The sequence below is a fragment of the Planobispora longispora genome (genome assembly GCF_016863135.1).
Lineage (GTDB): Bacteria > Actinomycetota > Actinomycetes > Streptosporangiales > Streptosporangiaceae > Planobispora > Planobispora longispora.
In genome coordinates, this window is the sequence record NZ_BOOH01000012.1 from 24,273 (window position 1) to 43,381 (window position 19,109).

Consider the following 19,109-nt stretch of genomic DNA (forward strand, 5'->3'; position numbering starts at 1 on the left):
GCCGCCGTACGGTGCGCGACTCGGGCTGGGCGGGTCCGGGGTGGGGGCTTCTGCTGGGACACGGTCGCGCTGTGCGGGCGGGTTCACCAGCCGGCCGTCGGGGTGCTCTCCAGTGGTTCCAGGCCTCCGGCCTGCCCGGGCGCGCGGGGTCCTGGCACGGTCTTACGCCGGCTGGTGAACCCGCCCGCGCCGCGCTCGTCCTGCCTTCGCCGTACCGGGTGCGGGCCGTAGGCGAGGGACTCTCCCGCCGCACATGACCGGCGGGCTGTCCAGCCTGAGGCAACGGCGGTTCAGGTTGTGAGCAGGCGGAGGCCGAGATCTGCCGCGTCGAGGTCGGCGAGGTCGCTGTTGCGCTCGGCCCACCGGCCGGAGTCGAGGTCGCGGCCGAGGCTCCGCACCGCCCGCTGTTCGGCCTCCGGCCCGACCCTCGTCCACACCGACATCGCCCGGCGCACGTGATCCTCCAGATACGCCGTCGGCCGGCGCCAGTACGCCTCGAACAGGCCGTCGGCGCAGTCCCACGGAACGGGCACCGGCTCAGCGCGGGCTCCGATCGCGTCGGCCATCCCGGTGAGCGAGGGAAATCCCGCGAGGACGGCGGCGAACTCGGGCAGGTAGTCACGGGTGAGCCAGAACCGGTCCTGCCATCCGGGCTCGTCGGTGTCGAACGTGAGCACCACCACGCGGCGGGCCACGCGCCGCATCTCACGCAGCCCCCCTATCGGATCCTTCCAGTGGTGAACGGTGGAGACGGCCATCGCGACGTCGAAGGAGTGGTCCTCGAACGGCAGGCTCTCCGCGGCGGCGGCCACGCACGGCGCCGCGCCGACGGGCCGCTGCCCCCGCATGACCGCCGACGGCTCCACCGCGGTCACGTCGCGATCGGCGGGCTCGTAGGAGCCGGTGCCGGCGCCGACGTTCAGCACCGTCCGCGCGTCCCCGAGCGCGTCCCAGATCTGCGCGGCGATCCGCGGATCGGTACGCCGTGTCGCGGGGTAAGCGCTGCCGATCGCGTCGTACAGCCGGGCGCCGAGCATCTCCAGCTGCTCCTGCGGCGTCACCTTCAGGCCCTTCGCCCGCGCCTCGAGTTCCCTGTCGATGGCCGCCACCATGGCGTCGGCGCGATCACGTCGCTCCAGCAGCAGGCGGCGCAGCCGGCGCAGGTGCGCGACCGCGTCGGCGGACGGGTCGCCGACCAGTTCCGCGACCTCTCGCAGCCCGAAGCCCAACCGCCGGTAGGCCAGGACCTCCCGCAGCCGCTCCACGTCGCCCGCCGAATAGGCCCGGTACCCGGCCGCGGTCCGCGCCGAGGGCCGGACGAGCCCGATCGCGTCATAGTGATGCAGCGTGCGGACGCTCACGCCGGCCAGCCCGGCCACGTGTCCCACGGTCCAGTGATCCTCCACGGCACCGACTATGCGGCCTGACGCCACGTGAGGGTCAAGTGAGGGTGAGAACGCCCCTGCGCCGGCTCAGATCGCTTCTCGATCGCCTGTGGAGGGCGGTGGCCGGGAGACGCCTGCCGTACGGGATCAGGTCAGCGGGTGCCGCCGGGCTTCCAGAGGATCTCGTCGCCGGCCGCCGCGATCCGGCAGAGGATGAACATCAGGTCGCTCAGCCGGTTGAGGTACTTCGCGGTCAGCGGGTTGACGTCGTCGTGGGCCTCCAGCGCCGCCCAGACGGTCCGCTCGGCGCGGCGCACGACCGTCCTGGCCACGTGGAGCTGGGCGACGACCGGGGCGCCTCCGGGGAGGATGAAGCTGCGCAGCGGCTTCAGGCGCTCGTTGAACTCGTCACAGCGGGCCTCCAGCCACTCGACGTAGGACGGCTCGACGCGCAGCGGCGGGAACTCGGGGTTCTCCGTGACCGGGGTGCACAGGTCGGCGCCGACGTCGAACAGCTCGTTCTGGATCCGGACGAGGACGGCGGCGACGTCCTCCTCCAGGGTGCCGAACGCCAGGGCCAGGCCGAGGGCGGCGTTGGCCTCCTCCACGTCCGCGTAGGCGGCCAGACGCGGGTCGGTCTTGCGGGTGCGGCTCATGTCGCCGAGCGCCGTGGTGCCGTCGTCGCCGGTCCTGGTGTAGATCTTGGACAGCACCACCGGGTTGTCTCTGTCAGCTCGCGTCATGGGGCCAGCGTAGCGGGCCGAAAAATCCTCCTGATCAACCCTTCGATGGACAATATGCTTCATCAATGGCTTCTGGTTCTTACCTGCGATTTCCCCATATATCCGGCGAAACGCTGACCTTCGTTGCCGACGACGATGTATGGACGGCCCCCGCGGAGGGAGGGCGGGCCGGACGCCTGTCCTCCGACCGGGCCCCGGCGAGCCACCCCCGCCTCTCCCCGGACGCGACGCGGGTCGCCTGGACGAGCGTGCGCGACGGCGCCCCCGAGGTGTTCCTGGCCGACCTGGACGGCGGCCCGGTCGAGCGGCTGACCTACTGGGGCGATCCCCGGACCCGCAACCGCGGGTGGGCCCCGGACGGGCGGGTCCTCGCGATCAGCGCGACCGGCCAGCCGTTCGGCTCCAGGACGGCCGCGTACGCGCTGGACGGCGGCTCGGCCGAGCGGCTGCCGTACGGGCCGGTGACCGATCTGGCGGTCGCCGGGGACGTGACAGCGCTGCTGACCGCGTCGCTCCACCGCGACCCGGGAACGTGGAAGCGCTACCGGGGCGGTACGGCGGGCCGCCTGTGGGTCAGGCGGGGGCAGGGCGACTTCGTCCGGGTCCTGGCCGATCTGGACGGCCACTTCGGCAGCCCGATGATCGTCGGTGACCGCCTGGTCTTCCTCTCCGACCACGAGGGCGTGGGGAACCTCTACTCCACCGCCCTGGACGGAACCGGCCTGCGCAGGCACACCGACCACGACGCCTTCTACGCCCGGCACGCCGCCACCGACGGCGCCCGCGTCGTCTACCAGCACGCCGGCGACCTCTACCTGCTCGACGGCCTGGACGCCGAGACGCGCAGGCTGGACGTGCGGCTCGGCTCCCCGGCGCGGGGGCGGCAGCCGTACCCGGTCAACGCCGCCAGGAAGCTGCGGGACCTGGCCGTGGACGCGACCGGGCGGGCCAGTGTGGTGGAGGTCCAGGGCACGGTGCACTGGGTCACCCACCGGGACGGCCCGGCCCGGCAGCTCAGCTCCCGCCTCGCCGCGGGCAAGCCCCGCCTGCTGGGGGAGAGCCAGGTCGTGTGGGTCGCCGACGACGGCCTGACGCAGAGTCTGGAGATCGGCCCGGCCGGAGGAGGGGAGACTCGCAGGATCGCCGAGGGCAGGCTGGGCGAGGTCGGCGACCTCGCCGTCGCGCCCGACGCGGGCACGATCGCGGTGGCGGCCAGGGACGGCCGGCTGCTCCTGGTGGACGTGGCCTCCGGCGAGGTGGTCGAGCTGGCCCGCGCCAACGGCCAGATCGACGGCATGGCCTGGTCCCCGGACTCCGCCTGGCTGGCCTGGTCGCACCCGGAGGCGACGCCGCTGCGCCGGATCCGGCTGGCCCGGGTGGCGGACCGGGTGACCCACGACGTGACCGACGGCCGCTTCGTGGACGTCTCGCCCGCCTTCGCCGGGGACCACCTGGCGTTCCTGTCGCGGCGCGGGTTCGACCCGGTCTACGACGCCCACTCCTTCGACATGTCGTTCCCGTACGGCTACCGCCCCTACCTGGTCCCGCTGGCGGCCGCCACCCCCTCGCCCTTCGCGCCCAGCGTCGACGGACGCCCGGCGGGCGATCAGGCCGGCGGCAAGCGTGACGACGGCGAGAGCGGCGACGGCGCGAAGAAGGCCGAGGCCGCGATCACCGTGGACGTGGAGGGACTTGCCTCCCGCATCGTGCAGGTGCCGGTGCCGGAGGGCCGCTACTCGACGCTGCGCGCGGTCAAGGGCGGGTTCGTCTGGTTGCGCGAGCCGCTGGCCGGGGAGCTCGGCGAGGACCGGGGCGACCTGGCGGGGGAGGCGCCCAGGCCCGCGCTGGACCGCTACGACCTGGCCAAGCGCACCTGTGAGGAACTGGTCGACAAGCTCGACTGGTACCGGGTGAGCGGCGACGGGACCCGGCTGGTCGTCTGCGACAAGGGCGCGCTCACCGTCCGCTCCGCCACCGGCAAGAACGGCGACGACGACGTGACCGTGGACCTGTCGCGGATCCGGGTCACCGTCGAGCCCGTCGTCTACCGGCGGCACGCCTTCGCCCAGATGGGCCGCCGGGTGCGGGCCGACTTCTGGGTGGAGGACATGGCGGACGTCGAGTGGGACGCCGTGCTGGAGCAGTACCGGCCGCTGGTGGACCGGGTCTCCACCAACGACGACTTCGCCGACCTGCTCTGGGAGACGGTCGGGGAGCTCGGCAGCTCGCACGCCTACGTCATGGCCGCGCCCTGGGGCAGCCCGGCCTCCGACGGGGTCGGCCTGCTCGGCGCGGACCTGTCCAGGAACGAGGAGGGCCGCTGGCAGGTGGACCGGGTGCTGCCCGGCGAGTCGTCGGACGTGCGCGCCCGCTCCCCGCTGGCCGCGCCCGGCGTGGCCGTGCGGCCCGGTGAGACGGTGCTGGCGGTCGACGGCCGCCCGGTGCCGCCGGAGGGTCCCGCGCGGCTGCTGGTGGGCGCCGCGGACAAGCCGGTCGAGCTGACCCTGGGCGGCGGGCGGCGGGTGGTCGTCACGCCGCTCCGCGACGACCGGCGGCTGCGCTACCAGGACTGGGTCTCCGGCCGCCGGGCGCTCGTCCGCGAGCTGAGCGACGGCCGCCTGGGCTACCTGCACATCCCCGACATGGTCGCCGAGGGCTGGGCGCAGTTCCACCGCGACCTGCGCCGGGAGATGACCTTCGAGGGGCTCGTCGTGGACGTCCGGGACAACCGGGGCGGCCACACCTCCGAGCTGGTCATCGAGAAGCTGATCCGCCGGGTCATCGGCTGGGACCTGCCGCGGGGCCTGTCGCCCATCACCTACCCCGAGGACGCCCCGCGCGGCCCGCTCGTCGCGGTCACCGACCACAACGCCGGGTCCGACGGCGACATCGTCACCGCCGCCTTCAAGATCCACAAGCTCGGCCCGGTGATCGGGACCCGGACCTGGGGCGGCGTCATCGGAATCGAGGACGACCACCGTCTGGTGGACGGATCGGCCATCACCGTGCCCAGGTACTCGTTCTGGTTCGAGGGGCCCGGCTGGGGCGTGGAGAACTACGGGGTGGACCCGGACGTCGAGGTGGACATCACCCCCGACGACTGGGCCGCCGGGCGCGACCCGCAGATCGAGGAGGCGGTACGGCTGGCGCTGGCCGCCCTGGCGGAGCGCCCCGCGGCGACCCCGCCCGACCCCGCCACCCGTCCCTCCCGGCGCCGCCCGGCCCTGCCGCCCCGCCCGTGAGTCCCGTCCCGGGGCCTCCGCGGGCCCCGGGACGGCACCGGGATGACAAATGTCATCCGGAACGTCCGTGAGATCCACATTTCTCCGGTGATATCCGTGACTACCTGCGGAGAAGCCCGTGGATCATGATTTATCCCATGAGAACACGACAGCTTGCGGACGCGACCGGCGCCGGGACCGCCGGCCTCGAGAACGTGATCGAGGTTGGCGGGCTCCGGCAGAAGTACGGTGACTTCGAGGCCGTGCGCGGCATCTCCTTCGCCGTCCCCCGGGGGGAGGTCTTCGCCCTGCTCGGCACGAACGGGGCCGGGAAGACCACCACGATGGAGGTCCTGGAGGGCTACGCGCCCGCCACCGACGGCACCGTCCGGGTGCTCGGCCTCGACCCGATCCGGCAGCACCGCGAGCTGCGCCCCCGCGTGGGGATCATGCTGCAGGAGGGCGGCTTCCTCGGCGACCTCACCGTGGCCGAGACCGTGGACCTGTGGAAGGGCATGAGCGAGGACGCCGGCCGCCCGGTGACCCTGTCCGGCAGCACCGAGCTGCCCGGCGGGTTCACCCTCATGGGCACCCGGATCCGCCGGGTGGACCGCGCGACCATGGGCGCGCTGGAGCTGGTGGGCCTGGAGAAGAAGGCCCGCGTCAAGGTCAAGCAGCTCTCCGGCGGCCAGAAGCGCCGGCTCGACCTCGCGCTGGCGGTTCTGGGCTCGCCCGAGGTGCTCTTCCTGGACGAGCCGACCACCGGGATGGACCCCGAGGCGCGCCGTACCACCTGGAAGGTCGTGGAGAACCTGCGGGAGGCCGGCACCACCGTGCTGCTGACCACGCACTACCTGGAGGAGGCCGAGCGCCTGGCCGACCGGCTGGCCATCATGCACGAGGGCCTGATCCACACCCACGGCACGGTCGACGAGGTGGTGGCCACCTCCGGAGACATGATCACCTTCCGGCTGCCCGGCACCTCCTGGACGTTCGGGGACCTGCCCGCGCTGGACGGCGTCGCCCCGGTGCTGACCTACTCCGGCGGCGGCACCGAGGTCGGCTACACGCTGACCGGCGCCGACACCGCGACCCGCGCGCACGCCGCCCTCCGGCCGCTGATGGCCTGGGCCGACACGCGCGGCGAGGCCCTGGAGCGCCTGGCCGTGCGCCGCGGGACGTTGGAGGACGTCTTCATGCGGATCGTGGGGGAGGCCGGGCTGTGAGGCACGACGGAACCGTGACAGTGAGCGGAGCGATCCGCGAGGACGAGCAGACCGCGCGGCGGACGAGGAGTGGTGGAGTGATGAGGACCGACGTTCTGCACGCCGTGCGGCTGGCGCGGATCGACCTGACCCTGGTCGGCCGGAACACGACCGTGCTGTTCAACGTGCTGCTGATGCCGCTGCTGCTGGCCGCCGTCTACACCTCGTTCCCGACCGGGGACATCGCCGGGATCGACGGCGAGCTGTTCGTGCTGACCGGCGTGCCCGGGCTGATGCTGGCCTTCGCGGTCTTCATCAACCTGGTCAACGCCTTCACCGCCCGCCGCGAGGAACTGGTGCTCAAGCGGCTGCGCGGGGGCCAGCCGTCGGCGATGGCGGTCATGGCGGGCAGCGGGCTCAGCGCCCTGGCGCTCTTCCTCTTCCAGGTGCTGCTGCTGGGCGTCTGGGTCCACCGCGCCGAGGGCGTCCTGCCCGCCAACGTGCCGATGATCGTGATCGCCGCCGCCCTGGGGGTCGCGGTGTTCGGCCTGCTCGCGGCGGCCTTCTCCGGCCTGACGCCGAACGCCGAGATGGCGCAGATCACGGTGCTCCCGGTGCTGCTCGTCATGATGGTCGCCGCGCCGATCGCCTTCCCCGCCGAGGTGCTGCCCGGCCCGCTGGCCGTGATCTCGGGCCTGCTCCCGGTCACCCCGATCGTGGAGATGATGCGCACCGGCTTCCTCGGCGCGGACCACTTCACCGACGGCGGCGAGCAGCTGAACATGATCGAGCAGTGGGTGGCCGCGCTGCCCTCGATCGGGATCCTGCTCGCCTGGGTGGTCATCGGAGCGGTGCTGGCCCGGTGGCTGTTCCGGTGGGAGCCCCGGCACGGCTAACGTGATCGCCGATGTCGACAAACACTGACAAAAAGGGGACGGGGCGCATCCGGCGCCTCGTCCCCCCCGCCGTTCCCCGGCTGCCGCTGCGCCGCAAGAACCGCTCCCAGGTGGAGCGGTTGCGCCGGCTGACCTTCTGGATGCTGAGCATCGGCGTCTTCCTGCCGTGGGTCGGCTCCCTCGGCTGGTTCTCCCGGGCCACCGAGACGGATCCGATCCCCCTGATGGCCCTGGGGATCGCGGTGCTGATCCCGTTCAGCGTGCTCCAGCTGCGCATGGTCAGGGCCGCGATGGACGGCACCACCGCGAACCGGGAGACCGCCGTCTCGGGCGTGATCGCGCTGGTCGTGCTGGGGACCCAGGACGGGCACATCTGGTCCTGGGGGATGATCGCCCTGGCCTGGACGACGAGTGCGGCGCTGCTGCTGAGCCGGTCCGGCACCTTCGTCGCCACCCTCGGCGTGACCGCGGCGGGGCTGTACCTGCTCTGGCCGGGCGCCCCGGACTCCCCGGAGGCCCTGGCGCTCTACACGGACCAGGAGGGCTTCGGCACGGCGGTCGGCGGCTACGTCGGGATATCCCTGGTGCTCCCGTGGGCGAACCGGTTCCAGCTCTGGTTCTGGGAGGTGGTCCGGGCGGCGGAGGCCGGCAAGGAGGCCAAGGCCCGGCTGGCGGTGACCGAGGAGCGGCTGCGCTTCGCCCGCGACATGCACGACCTCGTCGGGCACAGCCTCTCCGCGATCGCGCTCAAGAGCGAGGTGGCCGTCAAGCTCGCCCGGGCCGACGCGGAGCGGGCCGCCGCCGAGATGGAGGAGGTCCGCGGACTGGCCAGGGAGGCGCTGAAGGAGATCCGCACGGCGGTGCGCGGCTACCGGACGGTCGACCTCGACGCCGAGCTGCGCAGCATGACGGCGGTGCTGGAGGCGGCCGGGATCCGCTGCACGCTCCAGACCCCGCAGGAGGAGGTCCCCGAGGAGCTGGCCACGCTGCTGGCCTGGGTGGTCCGCGAGGGCACCACCAACGTGCTGCGGCACAGCGCGGCGACGCGCTGCCGCATCTCCATCGCCTTCCAGGACGGTGCGGCGGTGCTGGAGATGGTCAACGACGGGACGAGGGAAATGGACGGCCGGGGCGGCACGGGCCTGGCCGGGATGGCGGAGCGGGTGGCCGCCTCGGGCGGTTCGGTGACCGCCGGGGCGGACCGCTCCGGGGAGTTCAGGTTGCGGGCGACGGTCCCGCTGGAGGAGATTCGATGATCCGGGTCCTGCTGGCCGACGACGAGCACCTGATCCGCGGGGCGATCGCCACGCTGCTCGGGCTGGAGCCGGACATCGAGGTCGTGGCCCAGGTCGCCCGGGGCGACCTGGTGGCGCAGGCCGTACGGGAGCACGGGCCCGACGTGATCGTGCTGGACATCGAGATGCCGGGCATGGACGGCCTGAGCGTGGCGGAGGCGCTGCCCGGGCACGCGGTGCTGATGCTGACCAGCTTCGGGCGGCCCGGATACCTGCGGCGGGCGCTGGCGGCCGGGGTGCGCGGCTTCGTCCCCAAGGACGCCTCCTCGGACGAGCTGGCGACCGCGATCCGCAGGGTCCACGCGGGCGGGCGCTACCTCGACCCGGAGATGGCGGCCTCGGCGATGATGGCGGGGGAGAGCCCGCTGACCGACCGGGAACGGGACGCGCTGGCCCAGGCGGCCCGGGGCGCGTCGGTGGGAGAGATCGCCAAATCGCTCCACCTCACCGAGGGCACCGTCCGGAACTACCTGTCCAGTGCGATCACCAAGCTGGGGGCCAGCAACCGGATCACGGCCATCCGGGCCGCCCAGGAGAAGGGCTGGCTGTGACCCGCCGGGCCGGTCAGCTCCCCAGCGACCGCCGATAGATGTGCACGGCGGCCTTGACCACCTGATCGACCGAGGGCGGGTCGTCGGCCAGCACCCACTCGATGAGCAGCTCCTGCAGGGCGCCGATCATGCCGAGCACGAGCAGGTGCGGGTCGGCCCCGTCGGTGTCGGGAGCCTCGATCAGGTTGGTCTCGATGATCTGGGTGAAGCCCGCCACGGCCGCCTGCCGGGAGGAGATCAGGCAGTCGCCGGCCCGCCGTACCTCCAGATGGAGGATCCGGGCCCGGCGTGGCTCCTCGGTGACGAACTGGATGTACGCGGCGACACCTGCCTCGATCCGGCCGAGCAGGGTGTTCGGGGCCTGCTCGACGGCCTTGGAGACCACGGCGAGGTTGTCGCGCACGCACTTGTCGTACACCACCCGCATCAGCTCCTCGCGCCCGGTGAAACACTCGTAGAACGCGCGGTTGGAGATGCGGGCGGCGGCGCACAACTTCTCGATCGTGGTGTCCGGGAACCCCAGGTCCGCGTAGAGGGCGTACGCCGCGGAGACGAGCCGCTCGCGGCGCTCCTGCAAACGCTCCTCCGCTGACATTCCCCGGTAAGAACGGCCGCTCATGTCAACTCCTCGCCGAGGGGAAGGAGTTGACAAACAATCTCTCTATCACTTCCACTCCATGATCCTGCTACCTGGAACCCCCCATTATGGGCGCAAGATCCTTTTTGTGGAAGAGTAAAGAGGTTATCGCCTGCGTCGGCCGTGCAAGAAGCTCACAAGCTTGACCAGACGGTCAAGTTCGGCTTGCCCGCGAGTGAAGGAAGTGAGGTTCATTCCGGGGAGCGCGAAGCGCTGCCGGGACACGCCCTTGGGCCGGGCGAACTCCCGCAGGCCGTCCGCGCCGTGGATCCGGCCGAAGCCGGAGTCGCCCAGGCCGCCGAAGGGCAGCGCGGGGATGGAGGCGAAGGAGATGACCGAGTTGATCGCCGTCATCCCGGTGCGCATGCGCCGGGCCAGGTCCATGGCCCGCCGCCGGTCCCCGGAGAAGACGGTGCCGGCCAGGCCGTAGGCGCTGGCGTTCGCCCGCTCCAGCGCCTCCTCCGCGTCGGCGACCCGCTTGACCGTCACGGTCGGGCCGAACGTCTCCTCGCGGATGGCGGGGGAATCTTCGGGGACGTCCTCCACGATCACCGGGTCGACGTACGGCGGGCGGACCGACTCCGGCCCGCCGAGGACGGCCTTGCCGTTCGCCACTGCCGCGTCGATGTGCCGCCGGATGACGTCGATCTGCTGGGGCATGGTGATCGGGCCGTAGTCCTCACCCGCCCGCACCTTCTCCGCCCGCCCGGTCAGCTCGCGCATGAAGTCGTCGTAGACCGCGTCCACCACGTAGACCCGCTCCACGCCGACGCAGGTCTGACCGGCGTTGGACATCGCGCCCCACAGCGCGGCGTCCGCCGCCGCCGGGAGGTCCGCGTCGACGTCCACGATCAGGGCGTCCTTGCCGCCGCACTCGGCGACCATCGGGGTCAGGTTCTCCGCGCAGGCCGCCATCACCCGCTTGGCGGTGGCCGTCGACCCGGTGAACGCGATCTTCTTCACCCCGGGGTCCGCCGCCAGCGCCGCGCCCGTCTCGCCCAGGCCGGTCACCGTGCGGAACACCGGGTGCTCGGGCACGGACTCGGCGAACAGCTCGGCCAGCAGCGCGCCCACGCCCGGCGTCAGCTCGCTCGGCTTGAAGACCACCGCGTTCCCCGCGGCCAGCGCGTAGGCGATCGAGCCCATCGGGGTGAACATCGGGTAGTTCCACGGGCCGATCACCCCGACGACGCCCAGCGGCAGGTACTCCAGCGTGGCGGCGATGTTGAGGCCGACCATCCCGGGGGAGACCCGCCGGGGACCGAGGACCTTGCGCGCGTTGCGGGCGGCCCAGTCGAGGTGGGTGATGGTCAGGATCACCTCGAGGGTGGCGTCGGCCTTCGGCTTGCCCGTCTCCTCGTGGATCATCGTGACGATCCTGGCGATGTCCCGGGTGATGACCGCCTTGTAGTCGAGGAGACGTCGCCTGCGCTCGTCCCAGCCCAGCCCGGCCCACCACTCCGCGGCGGGCCCGGCCGCGGCCACCGCGGCGCGCACGGCCGCCGCGTCGTGGACCGGGTGGGTGCCGACGACGGCGCCGGTCACCGGGTTGAGTGAGTCGAAAGTTCGCTGCTCGGTCGCCGTGGACATCGCGGGCCCTCCTGCTGTCGCGTCACGGGTGCCCGGAGACGAGCCGGACGGGCGGGCTCCGAACGGGCACGGTGCGCCCACGATAGACCGCGCCCGCCGCGAGGTAAACCATCACTTACAACAGCAGGAGACCCCGGTCCATGGCGGTGGTGACCGCCGCGGTGCGGTCGGAGACGCCGAGCTTGCCGAAGACGCGCAGCAGATGGGTCTTGACCGTGGTCTCGCTGATGAACAGCTCCTTGCCGATCTCGGCGTTGGTCAGCCCCCGGGCGACCAGGGAGAGCACCTCCTTCTCGCGCCGGGACAACGACTCGGCCGCGGGCGCCCGCATCCGGGCGACCAGCCGGGTCGCCACCGACGGCGACAGCACCGTCTCGCCCCGCGCGGCCGAGACGATCGCGGCCAGCAGGTCCGCCCGGGAGGTGTCCTTGAGCAGGTATCCGGCGGCCCCGGCCTCGACCGCGCGCACGATGTCCTGGTCCGTCTCGTAGGTGGTCAGCACGATCACCCGGCTCTCCGGTCGGTCCGCCAGGATGCGCGAGATCGCGCTCACCCCGTCGCCGCCCGGCATGCGCAGGTCCATCAGGATCACATCCGGCGTGAACTCGCGCGCCCGCACGACCGCCTCGTCCCCCGAGGCGGCCTCCCCGGCCACGACGACCCGCGGATCGGACTCCAGCATCCCGCGCAGTCCCTCGCGCACCACCGGGTGGTCATCGACGATCAATAGACGCAGCAACGGTCATGCTCCCTGGTCGGCGGTGACGGCGGGCGCGGAGGCGGCGTCCCCGCCGGGCGGGTGCGGCCCGGTCGCCGGAGCCGCTCCCGTGGACGCGTCCGGGGCGGCGGTCGCGGGGGCGGCGTCCGGCCGGGACCCGGCGGAACCGGTGGGGACGGTGATCTCCAGGACGACCCCCCCGCCGGGCGCGCCGGTCAGGGTGAGGGACCCGCCCACCTGCTCGACGCGGGCGCGCATGCCCCGCAGGCCGTACCCCTCCCCGCTCCCGCCGGAGGCCCGGCGGTCGAGGCCGCGCCCGTCGTCGCGGATCTCCAGGGTCACCGCGTCGGCGTCGTAGGCGGCCGCGACCTCGACCAGGCTCGCCGCCGCGTGCTTGCGCACGTTGGCCAGGGCCTCCTGGACGGCGCGGATGAGCACCACCTCGACGGGCGGCGGCAGCGGCCGCGACGTCCCCCGGACGGAGACGGCCGCCGAGATCCCCGTCTCCTCGCCCAGCCTGGCGACGAGCCTGCGGAGCGCCTCGTCGAAGCTGGAGCCGTCCAGCGGGGCGGGGCTGAGCGCCGCCACCAGCGCGCGGGCCTCGGCCAGGTTCTCCCGCGCGGTCTGCACGGCCAGCGCCAGGTGACGGGCCGGGTCCGGCCGTGCCTCGGCGGCCTGGATCAGCATGATGATGCTGGTGAACCCCTGCGCCAGGGTGTCGTGGATCTCCCCGGCCAGGCGCTCCCGCTCGGCGAGCGCCCCCCGCTCGGCCGAGAGCCTGGCCACCTCGGCCCGCTGGGCCTCCAGCTCCGCGATGAGCGCGGCCCGCTCCTCGCTCTGTTCCATGATCCGCTCCATCCAGACGCCGAAGACGGCGGCGAAGAAGATCGTGATCGTGGTGACGGTCAGGAAGTTGAACGTCCCCTCCCAGCCGTCGGTGGACAGCAGGAAACGCAGGGCCGGGCCGAGGTTGAGCAGGACGACCACCCCGACGGCCGGCCTGGCCCGCAGGACCATGAAGCACTGCGGGCAGAGCCCGAACAGCGCGAACGTCCCCGACGGGGCCAGCAGCGCGGCCGGAGTGAACAGCACGGCGATCAGGACGATGTAGACGATCCCGCGCCGCCGGTCGTCGTTCATGATCGCCGAGCGGCCGATGAGCAGGTAGACCGGGAAGATCGCGGCCATGAGGCCGGCGGCGAGCGGCTCCGCCCAGCCGCTCCAGTCTTCCAGCGTGATGAACACGGCGGGCAGGAGCGTCGAGGCGGCGAGCAGCAGCTCCCAGCCGAACAGGGACGACTCCCAGACGTTCGGGCCGGCCGGGTCGGCCGGCCGACCCGGCCGCAGCAGCGGGACGGCGGACCGCGGGGCGCGCCCGCGCGGGGCGGGCGGCCCGTCCGGACCGGTCGCTAGCCGTCGCTCCGGCTCTTCCAGCGGAAGGTCGTCAGGCACAGCACCAGTCCTCCGATGACCCACGCGCCCAGGACCAGCGCGACACGGCCGAGTTCGTACGAGTTCGCCGGCTCAAGTGTGACACCGCCCTCTCCCAGGAAGACGGCGCGGAACCCCTGGCACATCCACTTCAGGGGGAAGATCGCCGCGATCTGGGTCAGCCACTCGGGCAGCTCCCTGACCGGGATGAACACCCCCGAGATGAACTGCAGCACCACGAACGGCATCGCGATGACCGCGCTGGCGCTCTTCCCCGAGCGCGGAAGGCTGCTGACCGCGATGCCGAGCAGGGACGATCCGAGCACGCCGAGCACGAACACCCAGGCGAAGGTCAGCCAGTCGGAGACGGCCGAGGGCAGGTCCAGGTCGAACAGCGCCACCCCGATGGCCAGCAGGATCGCGACCTGGACGGAGGAGATGAACAGGGTGTTGAGCGCCTTGCCCGTGAAGTAGGCGACGGGCGGCAGCGGGGTGCCGGCCAGCCGCCTGAGCGTGCCGTCGTCCCGGTCCATCGCGATGCCGATGCCGAGGTTCTGGAAGCCCGTCATGGTCGCCGAGCCGATCAGCCCGGCCACGTACAGCTGGGAGACGGTCAGGCCGGTGCCCTCCAGGCCGTCCGAGAAGATCGACCCGAAGATCGCCAGCAGGATGATCGGGAAGGAGAAGGTGAAGATCACCGCGTCTCGCTGCCGGAAGAACATGCGGGTCTCGGCGGCCGCCCGCGAGAGTCCCAGCTTGAGCGTGGAGGGCATCGCCGGGGAGGCCGCGGGAACGGAGACGGGCGGGGTGGTCGTGATCTGGGTCATGGATACCGGTCCTCGGTCAGCTCTCGATCAGGTTGAGGTAGACGTCCTCCAGGGACGGGCGGGTCACGGTCAGCTCGGGGACCTCGCCGTCGAAGCGGCGGGTCAGCTCCATGACGGTCCGCGTCGGGGTGCCGGTCTCCACCGACCCGCCCGCCCAGCGGACCGTGGCCTTGGCGGTGGCCCGCCCGCCCAGGGTCGAGGGCTCCCCCTCGGCCACGATCCGGCCCCGGGCGATCACCGCCACCCGGTCGGCGAGGGCCTCGGCCTCGTCGAGGTAGTGGGTGGTCAGCACGATCGTGGTGCCCTGGTGGGCCAGCCCCTGGATCAGCTCCCAGAACCGGCGGCGGGCCTCGGGGTCGAAGCCGGTGGTCGGCTCGTCCAGGAAGAGCAGCTCGGGGCCGCCGATCACGCCCAGCGCCACGTCCACCCGGCGGCGCTGGCCGCCGGAGAGCTCGCTGACCCGCTTGCCCGTCTTCTCCGTCAGGCCGACCCGCTCGATCACCTCGTCCGGATCCCGGGGGAGGGGGTAGTAGCCCGCGAAGTGCCGGACCGTCTCCCGCACCGTCATCGTGCCCACGTCGCCGGCGGTCTGGAGCACGATCCCGACCCGGGAGCGCCACTCGCGCGTGGGCCTGCCCGGGTCGGTCCCCAGGACGCTCACCTCGCCGGAGTCCCGCCGCCGGTACCCCTCCAGGATCTCCACCGTGGTGGACTTCCCGGCCCCGTTCGGGCCGAGGATCGCGAAGACCTCGCCCGCGCCGATGTCGAGGTCGATCCCCCCGACGGCCTGCACGTCGCCGTAGCGCTTGGTCAGCCCGCGCACTTTCACCGCTGTCGTCATGCTTCGATCGTCGCGAGAACGCCGATCACGCGGTACCGACGGCCGGTGGAACCGGCTGTCCTCCGGACGGAGGACACGGGACCCGGCCGGAGCGCGGGCGGGCCGTACGGGATCGGCGGCCGCGCGGGATCGGATGCCGTACGGCGTCAGAGGCCGCGGAGGATCGCAGGCCGCGGAGGATCGCAGGCCGTGCGGCGTCAGAACAGCGTGGGGTTCTCCGGCTCGATGCCGCGCAGCGCGTCGTAGTCGAGGGTCACGCAGTCGATGCCCCGGTCGGTGGCGAGCACGCGGGCCTGAGGCTTGATCTCCTGGGCGGCGAACACGCCCCGCACCGGGGCCAGCAGGGGGTCGCGGTTGAGCAGCTCCAGATAGCGGGTGAGCTGCTCGACGCCGTCGATCTCGCCGCGGCGCTTGATCTCGACCGCCACGGTGGCGCCGCCGTGGTCGCGGCAGAGGATGTCCACCGGCCCGATCGCCGTCATGTACTCCCGCCGGATCAGCGTGTAACCCGCGCCCAGCGTGGTGATGTGCTCGGCCAGCAGCTCCTGCAGGTGCGCCTCGACACCGTCCTTGATCAGGCCGGGGTCCACGCCGAGCTCGTGGCTGGAGTCGTGGAGGATCTCCTCCATGGTGAGGACGAGCTTCTCACCGGTCTTGCCGTGGGTCACCGTCCAGACGCCTTCGTCCTCGCGGAGCTTGCACGGCGGGTTCATCCAGTTCAGCGGCTTGAAGGCGCGGTCGTCGGCATGGATCGACACGCTGCTGTCCGCCTTGATCAAGATCAGCCGGGGCGCCATCGGGAGATGGGCGGTGAGCTTTCCCACGTAATCCACGCTGCAACGCGCGATGACCAGCCGCATGGGGCATCACCCTACCGGCCCGGCGGGACCGGCCGCCCGCCGAAGCGGACGGCCGGTCGTCTCGCCGGACACCGGGTACGGCCCCACCTGGCGGGCCGTGACCGCACCCGGTGCGCGGTCGTCAGCGCACGACCTCCGAGAGCTTGACCCGCGCGCCGGTGCGCAGGACCGCGCGCTCGTAGACGCGGGCGCCCAGGGCGAGCATCGCCGCCGTCGCCACGGCCATCAGGGCCGCCGCCACGCCGATCTCCCAGAAGGGCACCCCGCCGCCGGCCGTGCGGACCGGCATGACCATCGTGGAGAACGGCGGGATGAGCGAGAGGATGCGGGCCACCCCGCTGCCGGGCTCGACGGCCGCGAAGTAGGACACGAAGTAGGTGGCCATGATCAGCAGCGTCAGCGGGCTGATGACGCTGCTGACCTCCTCCTGCCGGGAGACCAGCGAGCTGAGCGCGGCGGCCATGGTGGCGAAGAAGGCGTAGCCGAGCAGGAACCAGAACAGCGCGCTGAGCACGATGCCGGCCATGCCGGGCGGCAGGTCGGCGGAGAAGCCGGTCGCGACGGCGGCGCCCAGACCGGCCACGATGATCACGACGAGATTGGCCAGAGCCAGGATGCCCAGCCCCAGGATCTTGCCGCCGAGCAGCTGCCAGGGGCGGATCGAGGTGAGGAGGATCTCGACGATGCGGCTGCCCTTCTCCTCGACCACGCCCATGGCGACGTACATCGACGGCTGCAGGAGAAGGAAGAACAGCACCATGACCAGGAGGAACGCGATGCCCGTCCGCACATCCTCGTAGCGGGTGTCGGCGCCGACGGAGACCTGCTCCAGCGGGGCGACCCGCATCGCCGCGGAGACCTTGGCGGGGTCCAGGCCCGCCTCGGAGAGCTGCTTCTGCGTCTGCGCCGCCTGGTGCGCGCTCTCCAGCAGCGCGCCGAGCTCCCGGTCCACCTCCCCGTCGGCCAGCGTCCTGCGGTCGCCCACCACGGCGGCGTCCGCGTCGCCGTCGAGGACGGCCTTGCGCGCCGCGGCCTCGTCGGCGAACGGCTTGACGGTGACCTCGGTGCCGTCCTCGCCCTGCTGTCCGGCCCCGGCGAGCGCGGACTGCAGCGCCGGGGAGTCGACGACGCCCACGGTGAAGGAGTCGGGGCCGGAGAAGAGCCGGGGGAGGACGGCGAGGGCGCCGACCAGGACCGCGCTCAGCACCAGGCCGACGACGAACCCCTTCGTACGGCCGCGCGTGGTGATCTCCCGCCGCGCGACCAGCCACAGCCCGTTCATGCCACTGCCTCCCGGAAGATCTCGGTGAGCGTGGGCCGCTCCCAGCCGAAGTGCTCCACCGTTCCCGCCGCTGTGGCGGCCCGCAGGATCTCCTGGTCGCTGCCGTTCGCGTCAGCGAAGAGCACCTCGTCACCGTTTTTCGTGATATTTCCGCTCAAGCCGGTCGTCCAGTCGGGCGTCGCACCCCGGACCACCACCTTCAGCAGACGGCGTCCCTCCCGCGCCCGGAGCGCCTCCACCGTGTCGCTGGCCACCATGCGGCCGGCCGAGATGATGCCGACCGAGTCGCACAGCCGCTCCACGAGGTCCAGCTGGTGGCTGGAGAAGAGCACCGGCACACCCGCCGCGCGGCGTTCGACGAGCACCTCGGCGAGCGCGTCCACGGCGATCGGGTCCAGTCCCGAGAACGGTTCGTCCAGCACGAGGACCTCGGGATCGTGCACCAGCGCGACGGCGAGCTGCACGCGCTGCTGGTTGCCCAGGGAGAGCGCGCCCACCTCGTCGCCGGCGCGCCCGGTGAGCGCGAGCCGCTCCAGCAGGTCCTCGGTCGCCTTGGCCGCCTCCTTCGGGGACAGGCCGTTGAGCTGCCCGAAGTAGCGCACCTGCTCGGCGACCTTCATCTTCTGGTAGAGCCCGCGCTCCTCCGGCATGTAGCCGAACCTGCGCCGGTCCTCGAAGGCCAGCGCCCGGCCGTCCCGGCGCACCTGCCCGGAGTCTGCGGAGAGGACACCCATCAGGATGCGCATCGTGGTCGTCTTGCCCGCGCCGTTCGCGCCGACGAAGCCGAACATCTCACCTGGCTTGACGGAGAACGAGACTCCGTCCAAGGCGATTTTGTCGCCGTACCGTTTGTGGAGATCATCTATTTCGATCATTGGGGGGATCCCTCGGTCAGTCGTTTCAACACGGAGACATAATCCTGGAAGGCGTGCCGTCCTGCGTCGGTGAGGGAGAGCCAGGTGCGCGGGCGCTTGCCCACGAACACCTTCTCCACCTCGACGTATCCCGCCTCCTCCAGCGTGATGATGTGCTTGGAGAGCAGGGAGTCGCTCACCTCGATCGTGTCCCGCAGGAAGCGGAACTCGGCCTTGTCCGCGGCGGCCAGGGCAGCCATGATCGACAGCCGGACCGGCGCGTGGATGAGGTCGTCCAGCCGGTGGCGCGGGTGCGAGCCGTTCCCGCTCACCGCTCCGCTCGCATGACCCGCCAGGCCGCGTAGAACATCGGCAGGCTCGTGCAGACCGCCAGCACGACCAGCGCCGCGATCCAGCCGCCGCCGGGCTCGTCGGGGAGGAGGAATATCCCGAACACGAGCGTGATCACGATCAGGACGCCGTAGACGACCGTCACCGGCCCGGTGGGCTTGTTGGCCCAGGCGACCTCCCGGTCCTGGGTGCCCATCCGGTGGACCTGGGTGACGAAGAAGGTCGTGAGGGCGAGCCATGACGCGGCGGCCACGATCTTGGCCCAGCCGGGGCCGAGTGACATGACCAGCCAGTAGACGATGGTGCCGAACCCGGCGACGATGAACGTCACCCCCACTGCCCGGGCCGGTCGCCTCGCCCGCCGGTCGATCTCGTCGATGCGCCGCAGGGCGTTTTCAGGTGTGAGGTTCTCTCCCATGTCC

At 72.2% G+C, this 19,109-nt stretch carries 18 protein-coding genes; 5 read left to right on the forward strand and 13 right to left on the reverse strand.

What is annotated here, in order from left to right:
* Nucleotides 1-290 precede the first annotated feature (290 nt).
* Together Plo01_RS06040 and Plo01_RS06045 are read right to left on the reverse strand one after the other, a co-directional pair.
* Complete coding sequence (locus Plo01_RS06040; protein WP_203889503.1) at nucleotides 291-1,406, reverse strand: MerR family transcriptional regulator; 1,116 nt, start codon at nucleotides 1,404-1,406, stop codon at nucleotides 291-293.
* 131 nt (nucleotides 1,407-1,537) lie between these two features.
* Nucleotides 1,538-2,128, reverse strand: coding sequence for a cob(I)yrinic acid a,c-diamide adenosyltransferase (locus tag Plo01_RS06045; protein ID WP_203889504.1), 591 nt, complete (start codon nucleotides 2,126-2,128; stop codon nucleotides 1,538-1,540).
* Nucleotides 2,129-2,193: 65 nt separating this feature from the next.
* Between Plo01_RS06045 and Plo01_RS06050 the strand changes: the two genes are divergently transcribed.
* The 5 genes from Plo01_RS06050 to Plo01_RS06070 all read left to right on the forward strand — a co-directional run bounded on the left by Plo01_RS06050 (nucleotide 2,194) and on the right by Plo01_RS06070 (nucleotide 9,296).
* Complete coding sequence (locus tag Plo01_RS06050; RefSeq protein WP_203889505.1) at nucleotides 2,194-5,370, forward strand: S41 family peptidase; 3,177 nt, start codon at nucleotides 2,194-2,196, stop codon at nucleotides 5,368-5,370.
* A 137-nt stretch (nucleotides 5,371-5,507) separates the two neighbouring features.
* Nucleotides 5,508-6,575 carry an ABC transporter ATP-binding protein gene (locus Plo01_RS06055; protein ID WP_203889506.1) on the forward strand — a complete coding sequence of 356 codons (1,068 nt, stop codon included), beginning with the start codon at nucleotides 5,508-5,510 and terminating at the stop codon, nucleotides 6,573-6,575.
* An 80-nt stretch (nucleotides 6,576-6,655) separates the two neighbouring features.
* A complete protein-coding gene (locus tag Plo01_RS06060; RefSeq protein ID WP_203889507.1) occupies nucleotides 6,656-7,450 on the forward strand; it encodes an ABC transporter permease in 795 nt (264 codons plus the stop codon).
* An 11-nt stretch (nucleotides 7,451-7,461) separates the two neighbouring features.
* Entirely contained in the window at nucleotides 7,462-8,706 is a 1,245-nt protein-coding gene (locus Plo01_RS06065; protein ID WP_203889508.1) for a sensor histidine kinase, read from the forward strand.
* A complete protein-coding gene (locus Plo01_RS06070; protein WP_203889509.1) occupies nucleotides 8,703-9,296 on the forward strand; it encodes a response regulator transcription factor in 594 nt (197 codons plus the stop codon). The genes Plo01_RS06065 and Plo01_RS06070 overlap by 4 nt, the downstream gene beginning before the upstream one ends.
* A gap of 13 nt (nucleotides 9,297-9,309) precedes the next feature.
* Here the strand turns inward: Plo01_RS06070 and Plo01_RS06075 are convergent, their stop codons facing one another.
* From Plo01_RS06075 to Plo01_RS40045, 11 genes are all read right to left on the reverse strand, one after another.
* On the reverse strand, nucleotides 9,310-9,915 hold the full coding sequence (locus tag Plo01_RS06075; RefSeq protein ID WP_203889510.1) for a TetR/AcrR family transcriptional regulator: 606 nt from the start codon (nucleotides 9,913-9,915) through the stop codon (nucleotides 9,310-9,312).
* A gap of 123 nt (nucleotides 9,916-10,038) precedes the next feature.
* Nucleotides 10,039-11,523, reverse strand: a complete 1,485-nt coding sequence (locus Plo01_RS06080) for an aldehyde dehydrogenase family protein (protein ID WP_203889511.1) — start codon at nucleotides 11,521-11,523, stop codon at nucleotides 10,039-10,041.
* Nucleotides 11,524-11,638: 115 nt separating this feature from the next.
* Nucleotides 11,639-12,262 (reverse strand): response regulator, encoded by a 624-nt coding sequence (locus tag Plo01_RS06085; RefSeq protein WP_203889512.1) that lies wholly within the window; start codon nucleotides 12,260-12,262, stop codon nucleotides 11,639-11,641.
* A gap of 3 nt (nucleotides 12,263-12,265) precedes the next feature.
* Entirely contained in the window at nucleotides 12,266-13,693 is a 1,428-nt protein-coding gene (locus tag Plo01_RS06090) for a sensor histidine kinase (protein WP_203889513.1), read from the reverse strand.
* The gene (locus Plo01_RS06095; protein ID WP_203889514.1) at nucleotides 13,651-14,499 is read right to left on the reverse strand and encodes an ABC transporter permease; all 849 of its coding nucleotides are present in this window, start codon (nucleotides 14,497-14,499) and stop codon (nucleotides 13,651-13,653) included. Before Plo01_RS06095 ends, Plo01_RS06090 begins: the two co-directional genes overlap by 43 nt.
* Nucleotides 14,500-14,515: 16 nt before the next feature.
* Nucleotides 14,516-15,340 (reverse strand): ABC transporter ATP-binding protein, encoded by an 825-nt coding sequence (locus Plo01_RS06100; protein WP_203889515.1) that lies wholly within the window; start codon nucleotides 15,338-15,340, stop codon nucleotides 14,516-14,518.
* 197 nt (nucleotides 15,341-15,537) lie between these two features.
* Nucleotides 15,538-16,200, reverse strand: coding sequence for an endonuclease NucS (gene nucS, locus Plo01_RS06105; protein ID WP_203889516.1), 663 nt, complete (start codon nucleotides 16,198-16,200; stop codon nucleotides 15,538-15,540).
* Between the two features lie 121 nt (nucleotides 16,201-16,321).
* A complete protein-coding gene (locus Plo01_RS06110; protein WP_203889517.1) occupies nucleotides 16,322-17,482 on the reverse strand; it encodes an ABC transporter permease in 1,161 nt (386 codons plus the stop codon).
* Nucleotides 17,479-18,357: an ABC transporter ATP-binding protein gene (locus Plo01_RS06115; RefSeq protein WP_203889518.1), complete on the reverse strand. Its 879-nt coding sequence runs from the start codon at nucleotides 18,355-18,357 to the stop codon at nucleotides 17,479-17,481. The genes Plo01_RS06110 and Plo01_RS06115 overlap by 4 nt, the downstream gene beginning before the upstream one ends.
* Complete coding sequence (locus Plo01_RS40040) at nucleotides 18,354-18,668, reverse strand: winged helix-turn-helix domain-containing protein (protein WP_275415366.1); 315 nt, start codon at nucleotides 18,666-18,668, stop codon at nucleotides 18,354-18,356. The genes Plo01_RS06115 and Plo01_RS40040 overlap by 4 nt, the downstream gene beginning before the upstream one ends.
* Entirely contained in the window at nucleotides 18,665-19,105 is a 441-nt protein-coding gene (locus tag Plo01_RS40045) for a hypothetical protein (RefSeq protein WP_239315920.1), read from the reverse strand. Before Plo01_RS40045 ends, Plo01_RS40040 begins: the two co-directional genes overlap by 4 nt.
* Between the last annotated feature and the right edge of the window lie 4 nt (nucleotides 19,106-19,109).